This is a genomic window from Rhodococcus shunpengi (assembly GCF_048381395.1).
GTDB lineage: Bacteria > Actinomycetota > Actinomycetes > Mycobacteriales > Mycobacteriaceae > Rhodococcus.
In genome coordinates, this window is the sequence record NZ_JBLWIU010000034.1 from 465879 (window position 1) to 478917 (window position 13039).

Consider the following 13039-nt stretch of genomic DNA (forward strand, 5'->3'; position numbering starts at 1 on the left):
GTCGTGTCCGGACACGGTCGTGTCCGTCCGGCCAGGGGGTGAAGTACCGCACCCGCCCTCGCTCGCCGTTCTCGACCTCCGTCCTCGAACACGGAAACCGACGTTTGGGTTCGTTCGGTCACGGCTAACCGGGGGGTGTAATTCGGACCACTCAACCCAAACGGACGTTCGGTGAGAGGACGCGAAACATGACATCTCGAACCCCAAGCCCCGGCCGTGGCTCGATGACGGCAACGCCGGTGCAGACTGCGGCGCTCGTGGTGGGCGCTGTCTTCCTCCTGGTGGGCATCCTCGGCTTCATCCCGGGGGTCACGTCGGACTACGACCAGCTCTCGGGCGCAGGCCATCATTCCGAGGCCATGCTCCTGGGGATCTTCCAGGTCTCCATCCTGCACAACATCGTGCACCTGTTGTTCGGTGTCCTGGGGCTCGCTGCGGCCCGGGCCGTGACAACCGCCCGCAGTTTCCTCCTCATCGGCGGTGCGATCTACCTGGTGCTCTGGATCTACGGCCTGATCATCGACAAGGACAGTGGCGCCAACTTCGTGCCGGTGAACTCCGCGGACGACTGGCTGCACTTCGTCCTGGGCGTGGGCATGATCGCGCTCGGTGTGCTCCTCACACGCACACGGACCACCCCCGGCACGGTTCGCTCCTGACCCGTACCCACCCGTCGTGATGACGGGATCCGAGAACCCGTGGCCCCTCACGCCACGGGTTCTTCGGCATGCGCAGGTACAGGCTCTGCCGGTGCGGGGTCGTCGGCCTTCAGCACCCCCGACTCGGCGACCGCGTCGAGCGACAGTGTCCGATAACCCTCGCTGTCGAACAGGACGGTGACGCGATCGTGCTCGCAGGTCATCACCACTCCCGGTCCCCACTCGGTATGAACGACATGCGTGTTCGGGGCGAACACCGACGTCTCGCAGTCCACCTGGGCAGTATCGGCGCCCGGAAGCACGGACACCGTCGCGACCTCGTCGGACGCGCCGTCCCGGCAGGTGTCGCACCGGCCGCAGGGGTCGGACAGCGTCTCGCCGAAGTAGCCGAGCAGGAACCGGCGGCGGCAACCGCGAGTCTCGGCGTAGCCGCGCATCATCTCGACCCGCGATCGGTCCAGTCGTTCGCCCGACGCGGCCGTCTCGCGTGCGCGCTCGACCGCCTTCCGCCGGGGGATGTCGGCGGCGGAGAGTCCACGCCGGCCGGAGACGAGAGCTCCGCACCGTTCGAGCAGGTTCACCGCGTTGGCCAGTCTCCGCCCCCGCACGTCGAGCTCGGTACGCAGCCGTCCGAGTCTCATCGGCGACGAGGAGCGGACCGCCGAGAACACCCGGCCGATCAACTCCTCGTCGGGGTTGTGGGTGGTGAAGAAGGTCGCGAGCGACAGATCCTCGGGGCGGTAGAACATCAGGACGGTGGCCGGTTCGCCGTCGCGTCCGGCGCGCCCGATCTGCTGGTAGTAGGAATCGACCGAGTCCGGTACCGAGGCGTGCACGACGAAACGCACGTCCGGCTTGTCGATGCCCATGCCGAAGGCGGAGGTCGCCACCACGACATCACAGCGGCCGTCGAGGAATCCGAGGTGGACGTCCTCGCGCTCGGCCGCGCGCATCCCGGCGTGATAGGGGCACGCGTCGATACCACGTTCACGCAGGGCCTCGGAGTACCGCTCGGTGTCCTTGCGGGTCGCGGCGTACAGGATGCCGGGCCCGGGCAGGGACGCCACGGCCTCGACGACGGCGCGTCGCTTCTCGCCGTCGTCGGTGTGCCTGCGCACCTCGATGTCGAGATTCGGCCGGTCGAAACCACCGGCGACGACGAGCGGATCCCGCATGCGCAACGCCTCGACGATGTCCTCGCGGACCGGGGGTGAGGCGGTGGCGGTGAGCGCGACGACGGGTGGCCGGCCCAGGGCCTCGGCCACGTCTCCCAGGCGTAGATATTCAGGCCTGAAGTCGTGGCCCCACATGGCGACACAGTGCGCTTCGTCGACGACGAGGAGCGAGACCTCCACGCTTCTCAGGCGCTCCAGGACCTCGTCCTTGGCGAGCTGCTCGGGAGCGAGGAAGACGTAGTCGGCGTCGTGTTCGAGCACGGCCTGCCAGTTCGCCTCGTTCTCCGACTCGCGCTGGCGCGAATTGATCGCGACCGCCTCGGGTGCCTCCGAGTGGTCCAGACCGGCGATCTGATCGTTCTGGAGCGCGATCAAGGGGGAGACGACGACCGTCACCCCCGGTAGCAGCAGTGAGGGCACCTGATAGATCGCGGACTTCCCGGAGCCGGTGGCCATCACGGCGAGGACGTCGCGTCCGCCCAGCAGCGGAACCATCGCGTCCAGCTGTTCGGGACGCAGCGTGTCCCAGCCGAACACCTTCTGCGCGGCGACGCAGAGTTCCTCGCGTGCATTCTCCGATGCTTTGTCGGACGACGACCGATACATCTTGTGCTGCAAGTGGACTCCAGAATTCGGAAGGGACTGCGCGTGAAGGTGCGAGCGCAGGGTGCCCTCCGCATACCCGAGGACGTGCCCGCCCCAAACGGTTGCGCACCCGGAGCCGGAACAGTCGTGAGATCCCGGTGCCGTGTCGACCCCGAGCGGTGTGGGTACCCGCGTGCCATACGTGCCGAGGAGGAGATATGAACGACGCTCGACCTCTCGCTCTGGTGACCGGAGCATCGCGAGGCATAGGCCGGGAACTGGCGGTCCTGTTCGCGGCCGACGGATACGACCTCGTGCTCGCGGCGAGATCGGATGCTCTGGACGAGGTCGCCGCAGACCTGCGGACGTCCGGTGCGGAGGTGGTGTCGGTCCACGCGGATCTGAGGACTCCGGAAGGGGTCCGGGCGGTCCACGAGGCCGCGACGGCCGGAGGTCGCGTCCCGGCGGCGGCTGCGCTCAACGCCGGTGTCGGGATCGGCGGAGCGTTCGTCGACGCAGAGCTCGAGGATGTCCTCTCGGTCGTCGACGTCAACGTGCGCTCGACGGTGCATTTGGCGCATCTGCTGCTGAACGACATGCTGCGGGTGGGCTCGGGCCGAATGCTCGTCACCTCGTCGGTGGTGTCGAAGATGCCCGGCCCCTACCAGGCCGTGTACAACGCGTCCAAGGCCTTCGTGCAGTCCTTCACCGACGGCGTCCGCAAGGAACTCGACGGCAGCGGGGTCACGCTCACCGCGATGCTGCCCGGAGCCACCGACACCCACTTCTTCGCACGTGCCGGGATGCTCGACACGATCCTCGGGAAGGCGCCCAAGGACGATCCCGCGCACGTCGCGCGCGACGGTTATGCCGCTCTGATGCGCGGCGAGGCGAACGCGGTGCCCGGCTCCGTGCTCGCGAAATCCATGGCAGTCTTCGGAACGGTGGCGCCCGACGCGGTGACCTCGGCCGTTCACCGGGTCCTGGCCAAACCTCGATCGGGGCGATGATCCGCGACGGCAGGACCGCTCAGTCGGATCGCGTCCGCACTGCCGGGCGGGTGGGGTGGTCGTAGCGCACCAGGACGTCCGCGTCCGCTCCTGAATGGTCGAGCATTGCATGTTCGAGCACCGCGTCATGTTCGAGCACCGCGTCGATCGTCCAGTGATCCTCGGGGCGTGTGCGCCTTTCGAGCGCGCCCCGGGACATCGTCAGGACGACGGTGACATCGAAGTCGAGACCACGGCCGAGAAGCATGGGGCCGGCGACGACGAGGATCTGGTCCTCCGCCGCTCGCCGCGGGCGCTCGCGCGCCGAACGGTCGGTGCGTTCGTCCCACAGCCGCGGAAGCCATCGTCGATGTTCGCGTACCGCGCGCAGCACCTCCCGGTCGACCGCGGCGTAGTCGAACCAGTCGTGGCGGTAGCTGTACGGATCGGTCCGTCCGTGCTCGAGCCGGAGCGATGCGGGCCGGACGAAATCGTGGAGATCGACGACGTCCGCTGCGCGGCCCCGCGTTCTCAGTTCCGTCGCGACACGCTGTGCGAATTCCACCGGGTCTGCCGCGTCCGGTGCGCTCACGGCGATGCACACACTTCCGGTGAGCGCCTCGGCGCGATCGGCGACGGAGGCCGTGAGTATCTCGGGGGTCAGGGGAGTGAAGGCGGGCATCGCTCGCCGTTCACGCCCTTCCGCGTGTGGGGGTCACCAGGGCGGTGTGTCGTTCCCGTCCGGTACCGGTGTGTCGAGAAGCCGGTCGAGCCAGAGCACCGCCTCGACCAACGCTTCCATCTGCGACGCCCAGTCCATCGCGAAGACCACTTCGTCGAGGTCGCTGCGGGCCGCGACCGAGTCGCCGGCGAGCGCGTCGACGACCGCTTTCATCACCGTGCTCTCCGGCTGCGGGAGTTCCTCCGGCCGGACGTGACGGCCGCTCTCGGTCCGGATGGTCAGTTCGAAGCTCTCGTCGCCGCGCACCTGCGGGCCGATCTTGTCGACGACGACGTCGGCGATCGTCGAAACCGTCCACCTCAGCACGCCCCCGTAGAGCGGGGGAGTGATCTGTGACGGCGAGTCCGAACCGGCGCTCGACACCAGCGCCGCGACCTCTTCGGTCAGTTCGCTGTAGCCGTTCTCGTGTGCGAGAGCGAGAAGGCGTCCTCCCATCACCGCGTCGCTGCGTGTGATTCCGGCTCGTTCTTCGTGCATGCAGAACGAATGCCCCGTTTTGTGTCCCATCACACATCGCGGTCACGGCGGGTGTGCGAGCGCCGTCGCCGCGAGAGTGAGGAAAATCACATTCACGGGCTATCCTGAGGTCATGAAGCACATCGCCACTGGTCCGAAGGATGTCACGGTCGGTGTCGGGGACACGATCGAGCTGCACCTTCCCGAGAACACCTCCCGGGACTACTGCTGGTCGACGTCGAGGGTCGGAGAGGGACTCGTCCTTCGCGACATCCGATTCCTGCCGTCGAAGAACCCGTTGCCGGGAGGGACCGGCGAGCGGGTCTTCTGTTTCAAGGCGCGCCGCGCCGGTACCTGGCCCATCTCGCTGCGCATGCGGAAGCATGCCGACCTGGTCGCCGACCGCGCGAACATGACCGTCACCGTCGCGTGACGGCGTCCCGGCGCTCGCCCTGCGGTGCGGGGCTCAGCGCAGGGCGGGCGGGTTGTCGAGATCGCGCGCCGAGTAGGTGTCGCACGCGTCGACCCGGCCGGTGCGGTATCCGGCCAGGAACCAGGCCTGACGCTGCTCGGACGACCCGTGAGTCCATCCCTCCGGGTTCACCCGACCGGTGGCGGCCCGCTGGATCCGGTCGTCGCCGACGGCCGATGCGGCCGACAGCGCGTCGCGGATGTCGGTGTCGGTGAGCGGCACGAGGAAGGGCTCTCCGGTGGTCGGCTCGGGCAGCTTGTCGGCGTGGTAGGCCCACACCCCGGCGTAGCAGTCGGCCTGCAGTTCGGTACGGACGGCGCCGGATTCGGGGCCGCGCGGGTCGGCCTGTGCGCGACCGAGATCGCCGAGCTGGTTCTGCAGGTGGTGCCCGAACTCGTGCGCGACGACGTATTCCTGCGCGAGCGGACCGCCGCTGGCGCCGAACCGGGTCTCTAGTTCGTCGAAGAAGCTGGTGTCGAAGTAGGCGGTCTGATCCGCCGGGCAGTAGAACGGCCCGATGTCGCTGGTGGCGTTGCCGCAACCCGTCGACGTGGCCGACGTGAAGATCTCGACCTCCGGCTGCACGTAGGCCACCCCGGTCTGGGTCGCGAACTGCTGCTCCCACACCGAGTCGAGCGACCCGACGGTGTAGAGCACCCGGCAGTCGACGTTCTCGTTCGCGGCGCTGCCACCGATCTCGCACTGTTCGAGTGCACTCTCGGCCTGCGGATCGGCGGAGGTGTCGGGCACTCCCGAGCCGAGCAGCGAGGACGGATCGCCGCCGAACAGCAACGCCAGGATGATGACGATCAGGCCACCGGCCCCGCCTCCCAGAGCGAGCTTCCCGCCGCGGCCACCGCCGCCGGTACGGACACGGCCCGCATCCATGCGTGCACCTTCTCTGAACGTCATCGCCGTCGCTTTCTCCCGTGTTCGTCGGATTCGGACAAGCTTGGCACGAACTATTCGGTACGGGTGCGCTCGGGCCGATCGTGTCTTTCGTAGGATTACAGCCGACGAACCCGTCGCTGATCGTTTCGAAAGGAATTCCGTGCTGCGCACCCATCTCGCCGGCTCGTTGCGAGCCGAGCACGCCGAGCAGACAGTCACCCTCACCGGTTGGGTTGCCCGGCGACGCGATCACGGCGGGGTCATCTTCATCGACCTGCGCGACGCCTCGGGTGTCTCGCAGGTGGTCTTCCGCAGCGCCGGCGTCCTCGAGCAGGCGCACCGGCTCCGCGCGGAGTACTGCGTCCGGATCACCGGCAAGGTGGAGGTCCGCCCCGAGGGCAACCAGAACTTCGAGATCCCGACGGGCGCGATCGAGGTCGACGCCTCCGAGCTCGTGGTTCTCAACGAGGCCGCCCCGCTGCCGTTCCAGCTCGACGACCAGGTCGGTGAGGAAGCGCGCCTGAAGTACCGCTACCTGGATCTGCGTCGCGAGAAGCCCGGCAAGACCATCCGTCTGCGCAGCAAGGTCAACGCCGCGGCCCGCGCGGTGCTCGCCCACCACGAGTTCGTGGAGGTCGAGACCCCGACCCTCACCCGCTCCACGCCGGAGGGCGCGCGCGACTTCCTGGTGCCGGCCCGCCTGCAGCCCGGCAACTTCTACGCTCTGCCGCAGTCCCCGCAGCTGTTCAAGCAGCTGCTCATGGTCGGCGGCATCGAGCGCTACTACCAGATCGCCCGCTGCTACCGCGACGAGGACTTCCGCGCCGACCGTCAGCCCGAGTTCACCCAGCTCGACATCGAGATGGCGTTCGTCAACCAGGACGACGTGATCCTCCTCGCCGAGGAGGTGCTGCACGCGCTGTGGCGCCTGGTGGGCTACGAACTCGAGACCCCGATCCCGCGGATGACCTACGCCGAGGCCATGCGCCGTTTCGGCACCGACAAGCCGGATCTGCGTTTCGGCATCGAACTCGTGGAGTGCAAGGAGTTCTTCAAGGACACCACCTTCCGCGTCTTCCAGGCCGAGTACGTCGGTGCCGTCGTCATGCCCGGTGGCGCGAGCCAGCCGCGTCGTCAGCTCGACGCATGGCAGGAGTGGGCCAAGCAGCGCGGTGCCAAGGGTCTCGCCTACGTGCTCGTCGGTGAGGACGGCACGTTGAGCGGTCCGGTCGCCAAGAACCTCACCGACACCGAGCGCGAGGGTCTCGCTGCGCATGTGGGCGCGAACCCCGGCGACTGCATCTTCTTCGCCGCCGGTCCCACCAAGCAGATGCGCGCACTGCTCGGCGCCGCCCGCGACGAGATCGCCCGCAAGCTCGATCTGATCGATCCGAACGCATGGGCGTTCGTGTGGGTGGTCGACGCCCCGCTGTTCGAGCCGGCGGCCGATGCGACCGCGAGCGGCGATGTGGCCCTCGGTCATTCGGCGTGGACCGCGGTGCACCACGCGTTCACCTCACCCAAGCCCGAGTACATCGACACCTTCGACACCGATCCGGGTTCGGCGCTGGCGTACGCCTACGACATCGTCTGCAACGGCAACGAGATCGGTGGCGGCTCGATCCGTATCCACCGCCCCGACATCCAGGAGCGGGTGTTCAAGGTGATGGGCATCTCGGAGGAGGAGGCGAACGAGAAGTTCGGCTTCCTGCTCGAGGCGTTCAAGTACGGCGCGCCCCCGCACGGTGGCATCGCCTTCGGCTGGGACCGCATCACCGCGCTGCTCGCCGGGGTGGACTCGATCCGCGAGGTCATCGCGTTCCCCAAGTCCGGTGGCGGTGTCGATCCGCTGACCGATGCTCCCGGCCCGATCACGCCGGAGCAGCGCAAGGAGACGGGCATCGACTTCGTGCCCGAACCCGAGACCGAGGGCGCCGACACGGCCTGATCCCCCGTAGCTGTCGATGGCGCGGTGTCGCCCGTCTCCGGACGGAGGCACCGCGCCGTCGTGTGTGCCGTCCGGCGGTGTTCCCGGGTGAGGTTCGTGGGCTCGATGAGGTTTGTGAGGATCGAGCCCGGGTATTCCGTCGGTCCGGCGCCAACGGGGGCGACGGATCGAGGAGGTATCCATGGCCGACGCACGCGTGATCTTCTACAAGCCGCTCGCTCTCGCAGCCAGTGTGGGAGGTGGCATCCTCGCCGGAGCCGTCTTCAACCAGGTGTGGAAGAAGGTCGACGGCAGTGACGAACGGCCCGAACCTCAGGATCTGTCGCAGCGCACCCGGGACGTGCTGATCGCGGCCGCCCTTCAGGGTCTGATCTTCGGTGTCGTGAAGGCTGCGGTGGATCGTGGCACCGCCCGTGGTTTTCAGAAGGTGACACACGTTTCACCGGAATGATCGTGACGTGTCCCGATCGTGATCGGCGCCCAGGCGCGGAGCGGCCGGAGCGGGAACGGGGACACGCCCGGATGAACAGCGATTTTCCCTCGCAAAGCAGACAAAAGCGACCTGGTGGGCCGGGCACGGGTGAAGAAGGTCCTGCTCGATCCGAGCATTGTGGAGGACCTCGTCGTGACCGAGAACCTGTAGATTGGGCAGTGATGACCGCAACATTGGCAGACCCCGTGTCCGAGGTGGTTCACGCCGCCGAAGCGCTGCTCACCCGCCGTACCGGCGCCACGGTGACCCTGACCGATCCCGTGGATCTCGGAGGCAGTGGACGTTCGGTGGTCGTACGGGTACGAGTGGCCGCCAATCCGTTCTCGCTCCCGCGCACCCTGGTCCTCAAGCAGGTGCCGCCCTCGCGCGGTACAGGTCACGTCGACTTCCGTGGTTCCGAGACGGACGAGCAGGTCGCCTTCCTCCGTGAGGCGGTCTCCTACCAGTTCACGACGGCCCTTGCGAAGGATCACCGTCCGGGCGCCGAGCTGCTCGCCTACGACTTCGACGCCCGCCTGCTGGTGCTCAGCGACCTCGGCGACGCGACCACTCTGTCGGAGGTGCTCCGCAACAGTTCCGAGGCCGCGGGGAACACCCTGATGGCCCTGGCCCAGGCACTCGGACGCATGCATGCGGCGACCGTCGGTCGCGAGGAGGACTTCGCGGCGCTGCTGCGGCGCGCCGATGTCGCGCGGGTCGCCGACGCCGTGTCCCAGCAGGCCCTCGATGCCGTGCGGGGTGTGCCCGAACTCCTCGAGGCCGACTTCGGCCTGTCGGTGCCCGAGTCGGTGCGCGAGCGTGCCGAGCGGGCGTCCAAACTGTTCACCGGCGGGCGTTTCCGGGCCTTCAGCCCGTCCGACCTGTGCCCCGACAACATCGTGGTCGGCGACGAGGGTGTGCAATTCCTCGACTACGAATGGGGCGGCTTCCGCGACGCGACCCTCGACATCGCGTACGCACTCAGCTCCTTCCCGCTGTGCCTGTGCTCGGTGCCGCTGTCCGTCGATCGCATCCGTGCGATGGCCGACGCGTGGCGCGCCGAGGTCGTCGCCATGTGGCCGCAGCTGGCCTACGACGAGGTACTCGAGGAGCGGCTGCTCGACGCCCTGCTCGCATGCATCTGGCTGAGCACGCACCTGTTCCTGCCCGAGGACCATGCGCGGATCGCCTCGGTACGCGAACACGGACTGTCTGTGCCGCGCATCCCGGCGCTCCGCGCCCGCTGGTCGCTGCTCGCCGAGTTCGCCACCGCGACAGGCCACGACGACGTCGCCGCGCACGCCCGCGACGTGCTCGCTCACCTCGAGGACCGCGCCGCCGGTTAGAGCGGTCGATCGGGCAGGCGCCGACCGGCGTCTACGCCAGCGGAGCGGCGGGCTCGATCTTCGTCGCGCCGTCGGCCACCCGGTATCCCGCGACGCGGCGCGCGGCCGCGTTCGGATCCGTGCGCTCGCCGATGAAGAACCACTCCATCTGCGTCGCGTCTGGAGTCACGTCGAGTACCCCGTAACCGTGCGAATCGAGTTCGACGAACCGCACGTGCCGGTTGGTCGCGGTCGCCGTCGCCTCCAGCGCGGGAGACAGGCTCCGCGGGGGCACACCGAGCAACTCGTCGATGTTCGCCGACGTCACCGACGGAACCACGAACTCCGTGGCGACGGTGCCGGCACCCGGGTAGTCGGCGGCGTCCACCGGGACGTCCATCGCCCACGAGGTGTGGATGTCGCCCGTGAGGAAGACGACGTTGCGCAGTCCCGCCGCCGTGATGGTGTCGATCAACCGTCGACGGTCGGCGGTGTAACCGTCCCACTGGTCGGCGTTGAAGGGCAGACCTCCGGCCGGCACTCCGACGAGTTCGGTCAGTGCTCCGGTGGTCCGCGGATCGAGGGGCGGCAACACGATCGGCGAGAACATCACCGAATTGCCGATCAACTGCCACCGGGTGGGGGAGCTCGCCAGGCCGGCGGTGAGCCACTCCATCTGGTCCCGTCCGGTCATCGTGCGACCCGGATCGTCGACCTGCCGTCCGGCTCCGAGGACCTGCTCGGAGCGATAACTCCGCAGATCCAGCATCGACAGTTCGGCGAGCTGTCCGTACCGCAGGCGCCGGTAGAGCCGTCCGCCGTTCGGGCGAACCGGCATCCACTCGTCGTAGGCCTGCACCGATGCGGCCTTGCGGGACGCCCAGTCGCCCTCGACGAGGGGATCGTGATTCTCCGCCCCGCCCGCCCAGGCGTTGTTCGCCGACTCGTGGTCGTCCCAGATCACGATCCACGGCACCTTCGCGTGCAACGCCTGCAGGTTCGGATCGGTCTTGTACTGCGCGTGCCGGATCCGGTAGTCGGCGAGACTCACGATCTCGTGGGCGGGCTCGTGCGTCCGGACGCCCCGGCCACCGGCGACGGGGAACTTCCCGGCCGCGTACTCGTACAGATAGTCGCCGAGGTGCACCACGGCGTCGAGATCGTCGCGTGCGGCCAGGTGGCGGTAGGAGGAGAAGAAGCCGCCCTCCCAATCGGCGCACGACACGACCCCGAAGCGCAGGTGTGCGACCGCAGCATCGTGCGAGGGCGCGGTGAACGTCCTGCCGGTCGGGGAGACGGCACCGCCGGCGCGGAATCGATAGAAGTAGGTCGTGCCCGGTGTGAGCCCGCGGGCGTCGACCTTGACCGTGTGGTCGGAGACGGAACTCGCCGTCACCGTCCCACTCGCGACCACGGCGTCGAAGCTGCTGCTGCGGGCGAGTTCCCAGGTGACCGGGACGTCCGGTCCCGCACCCGAGCCGGGCGTCGCCTCCGGCGAGGGTGTCACCCGCGTCCACAGGATCACCGCGTCGGGCAACGGATCTCCCGATGCCACGCCGTGCGCGAAGACGGCGGGAGATGCCTGCGCGTGCTGCGAGGTCGAGGCGAAGGCCGCAACACCGGCGGCGAGAATCGACGACCGGAGCACGGCGCGGCGGGACACATGATCGGCGGTCGGTGTCGTGGGCACGACCAAGATCCGACCACACGGTCGGTCATCCGTCCATGCGAACGACGAACACCGCCGCCGATCGGGCGTCGGCGCGAGCTTGTAGCGTCGGATGCGTGAGTGATCTTTTCGGGGCGAACGACCCGTCTGCCGAACCGGACGCCCTGTTCGAGGCGCCACGCGAACCGGAACCCGAGGGCGAACCGCAGGTCCGCCGGCAACCCGTCGCGGCCGGCGGGGCGAACGCGCCGCTCGCTGCGCGCATGCGACCGGCGAGTCTCGACGAGGTGGTCGGGCAACAGCACCTGCTCGAACCGGGGGCGCCGTTGCGGCGGCTCGTCGAGGGATCGGGTGCGGCCTCCGTGGTGCTCTACGGTCCGCCCGGTACCGGGAAGACGACCCTGGCCTCACTGATCTCCGGAGCCACCGGACGCCGGTTCGAAGCGCTGTCCGCCCTGTCTGCGGGCGTCAAGGACGTGCGTGCCGTCATCGATCTGGCACGCCGGCGCCTCACCCACGGCGAACAGACCGTGCTGTTCATCGACGAGGTCCACCGCTTCTCCAAGACCCAGCAGGACGCGCTGCTCGCCGCCGTCGAGAACCGCATCGTGCTGCTCGTCGCCGCGACGACCGAGAATCCGTCGTTCTCCGTGGTCGCCCCGCTGCTGTCCCGCTCGCTGGTGCTGCAACTGCAGCCGCTCGGGCCCGACGACATCCGGGCACTGCTCGAACGTGCGCGCACCGACGCCCGTGGACTCGCCGGTGCGGTCGAGATCGACGACGACGCCCTCGACCACCTCGTCCGGCTCGCCGGCGGCGACGCCCGCCGTGCCCTGACGGCGCTGGAGGCCTCCGCCGACACCGCGCTCGCCGTCTCCGGTGGCGACGCGGCCGTCATCGACCTCGCGACCGTGGAGTCGAGTATCGACGAGGCCGCCGTCCGTTACGACCGCGACGGCGATCAGCACTTCGACGTCGCGAGCGCCTTCATCAAGTCGCTGCGCGGCTCCGACGTCGACGCGGCACTGCACTATCTGGCACGGATGATCGTCGCGGGGGAGGACCCGCGCTTCATCGCCCGCCGCCTCATGATCCAGGCCAGCGAGGAGGTGGGCATGGCCGATCCCACCGCTCTGCAGACGGCGGTCGCCGCAGCGCAGGTCGTGCAGCAGGTCGGGATGCCCGAAGCCCAGCTCGCGCTCGCCCAGGCCACCATCCACATCGCCACCGCCCCCAAATCGGGTTCGGTCACCGCAGCCCTCGGCGCCGCGATCGCCGACGTGAAGGCCGGTAAGGCCGGGCCGGTACCCGCTCACCTGCGCGACGGTCATTACCAGGGCGCGCAGAAGCTCGGCAACGCGATCGGCTACAAGTTCCCGCACGCGCACCCCGACGGCGTGCTCGCGCAGCAGTACGCCCCGGACGAGCTGGTCGGCGTCGACTACTACGAGCCGACCGGTCGCGGTGTGGAACGGGAGCTGTCGGCCCGCCTGCCCAAGCTGCGCCGCATCGTGCGCGGTGAGCGGTGACGTCGTCCGCCGAGTACTCACGGCGCCGTACCGAGGCCACTTTCGGCGGCGCGATAAGCTGAAGAACGGCCGATCGACAGGATCGACCGCCCGTCCCGGGTAGTTCACACCATCGCCAGACCACAAA

At 68.7% G+C, this 13039-nt stretch carries 12 protein-coding genes; 7 read left to right on the forward strand and 5 right to left on the reverse strand.

Annotated elements, in window-relative coordinates; all coding sequences use genetic code 11:
- Positions 1 to 224: 224 nt before the first annotated feature.
- Positions 225 to 659, forward strand: a complete 435-nt coding sequence (locus ACNJ7K_RS22450; RefSeq protein WP_174247043.1) for a DUF4383 domain-containing protein — start codon at positions 225 to 227, stop codon at positions 657 to 659.
- Between the two features lie 47 nt (positions 660 to 706).
- On the opposite strand, the gene ACNJ7K_RS22455 is transcribed toward ACNJ7K_RS22450, so the two are convergent.
- Positions 707 to 2440 carry a RecQ family ATP-dependent DNA helicase gene (locus ACNJ7K_RS22455; RefSeq protein WP_487042292.1) on the reverse strand — a complete coding sequence of 578 codons (1734 nt, stop codon included), beginning with the start codon at positions 2438 to 2440 and terminating at the stop codon, positions 707 to 709.
- A 197-nt stretch (positions 2441 to 2637) separates the two neighbouring features.
- Between ACNJ7K_RS22455 and ACNJ7K_RS22460 the strand changes: the two genes are divergently transcribed.
- Positions 2638 to 3429 carry an SDR family NAD(P)-dependent oxidoreductase gene (locus tag ACNJ7K_RS22460; RefSeq protein WP_455408846.1) on the forward strand — a complete coding sequence of 264 codons (792 nt, stop codon included), beginning with the start codon at positions 2638 to 2640 and terminating at the stop codon, positions 3427 to 3429.
- Between the two features lie 19 nt (positions 3430 to 3448).
- Here the strand turns inward: ACNJ7K_RS22460 and ACNJ7K_RS22465 are convergent, their stop codons facing one another.
- On the reverse strand, positions 3449 to 4090 hold the full coding sequence (locus tag ACNJ7K_RS22465; RefSeq protein WP_487042203.1) for a nucleoside/nucleotide kinase family protein: 642 nt from the start codon (positions 4088 to 4090) through the stop codon (positions 3449 to 3451).
- Between the two features lie 33 nt (positions 4091 to 4123).
- Positions 4124 to 4585, reverse strand: a complete 462-nt coding sequence (locus tag ACNJ7K_RS22470; RefSeq protein ID WP_254072899.1) for a hypothetical protein — start codon at positions 4583 to 4585, stop codon at positions 4124 to 4126.
- 154 nt (positions 4586 to 4739) lie between these two features.
- Between ACNJ7K_RS22470 and ACNJ7K_RS22475 the strand changes: the two genes are divergently transcribed.
- A complete protein-coding gene (locus ACNJ7K_RS22475) occupies positions 4740 to 5039 on the forward strand; it encodes a protease inhibitor I42 family protein (RefSeq protein WP_006551419.1) in 300 nt (99 codons plus the stop codon).
- A gap of 33 nt (positions 5040 to 5072) precedes the next feature.
- Here ACNJ7K_RS22475 and ypfJ read toward each other — a convergent pair whose 3' ends face one another.
- On the reverse strand, positions 5073 to 5990 hold the full coding sequence (gene ypfJ, locus ACNJ7K_RS22480; RefSeq protein WP_159418472.1) for a KPN_02809 family neutral zinc metallopeptidase: 918 nt from the start codon (positions 5988 to 5990) through the stop codon (positions 5073 to 5075).
- Between the two features lie 139 nt (positions 5991 to 6129).
- Here ypfJ and aspS point away from each other — a divergent pair, with 139 nt between their 5' ends.
- The 3 genes from aspS to ACNJ7K_RS22495 all read left to right on the forward strand — a co-directional run bounded on the left by aspS (position 6130) and on the right by ACNJ7K_RS22495 (position 9735).
- Positions 6130 to 7917 (forward strand): aspartate--tRNA ligase, encoded by a 1788-nt coding sequence (gene aspS, locus ACNJ7K_RS22485; protein ID WP_487042204.1) that lies wholly within the window; start codon positions 6130 to 6132, stop codon positions 7915 to 7917.
- Positions 7918 to 8098: 181 nt separating this feature from the next.
- Positions 8099 to 8368: a DUF4235 domain-containing protein gene (locus tag ACNJ7K_RS22490; protein WP_487042205.1), complete on the forward strand. Its 270-nt coding sequence runs from the start codon at positions 8099 to 8101 to the stop codon at positions 8366 to 8368.
- Between the two features lie 203 nt (positions 8369 to 8571).
- Positions 8572 to 9735: a kinase gene (locus ACNJ7K_RS22495; protein ID WP_487042206.1), complete on the forward strand. Its 1164-nt coding sequence runs from the start codon at positions 8572 to 8574 to the stop codon at positions 9733 to 9735.
- Between the two features lie 31 nt (positions 9736 to 9766).
- On the opposite strand, the gene ACNJ7K_RS22500 is transcribed toward ACNJ7K_RS22495, so the two are convergent.
- Positions 9767 to 11404: an alkaline phosphatase D family protein gene (locus ACNJ7K_RS22500; protein ID WP_487042207.1), complete on the reverse strand. Its 1638-nt coding sequence runs from the start codon at positions 11402 to 11404 to the stop codon at positions 9767 to 9769.
- Between the two features lie 95 nt (positions 11405 to 11499).
- Between ACNJ7K_RS22500 and ACNJ7K_RS22505 the strand changes: the two genes are divergently transcribed.
- On the forward strand, positions 11500 to 12912 hold the full coding sequence (locus ACNJ7K_RS22505; RefSeq protein ID WP_159418469.1) for a replication-associated recombination protein A: 1413 nt from the start codon (positions 11500 to 11502) through the stop codon (positions 12910 to 12912).
- Positions 12913 to 13039 lie beyond the last annotated feature (127 nt).

Coding starts and splice junctions, on each gene's coding strand:
- ACNJ7K_RS22450 (WP_174247043.1), top strand. CDS start 225: ATGACGGCAACGCCGGTGCAGACTGCGGCGCTCGTGGTGGGCGCTGTC.
- ACNJ7K_RS22455 (WP_487042292.1), bottom strand. CDS start 2,440: ATGTATCGGTCGTCGTCCGACAAAGCATCGGAGAATGCACGCGAGGAA.
- ACNJ7K_RS22460 (WP_455408846.1), top strand. CDS start 2,638: ATGAACGACGCTCGACCTCTCGCTCTGGTGACCGGAGCATCGCGAGGC.
- ACNJ7K_RS22465 (WP_487042203.1), bottom strand. CDS start 4,090: ATGCCCGCCTTCACTCCCCTGACCCCCGAGATACTCACGGCCTCCGTC.
- ACNJ7K_RS22470 (WP_254072899.1), bottom strand. CDS start 4,585: ATGGGAGGACGCCTTCTCGCTCTCGCACACGAGAACGGCTACAGCGAA.
- ACNJ7K_RS22475 (WP_006551419.1), top strand. CDS start 4,740: ATGAAGCACATCGCCACTGGTCCGAAGGATGTCACGGTCGGTGTCGGG.
- ypfJ (WP_159418472.1), bottom strand. CDS start 5,990: ATGACGTTCAGAGAAGGTGCACGCATGGATGCGGGCCGTGTCCGTACC.
- ACNJ7K_RS22490 (WP_487042205.1), top strand. CDS start 8,099: ATGGCCGACGCACGCGTGATCTTCTACAAGCCGCTCGCTCTCGCAGCC.
- ACNJ7K_RS22495 (WP_487042206.1), top strand. CDS start 8,572: ATGACCGCAACATTGGCAGACCCCGTGTCCGAGGTGGTTCACGCCGCC.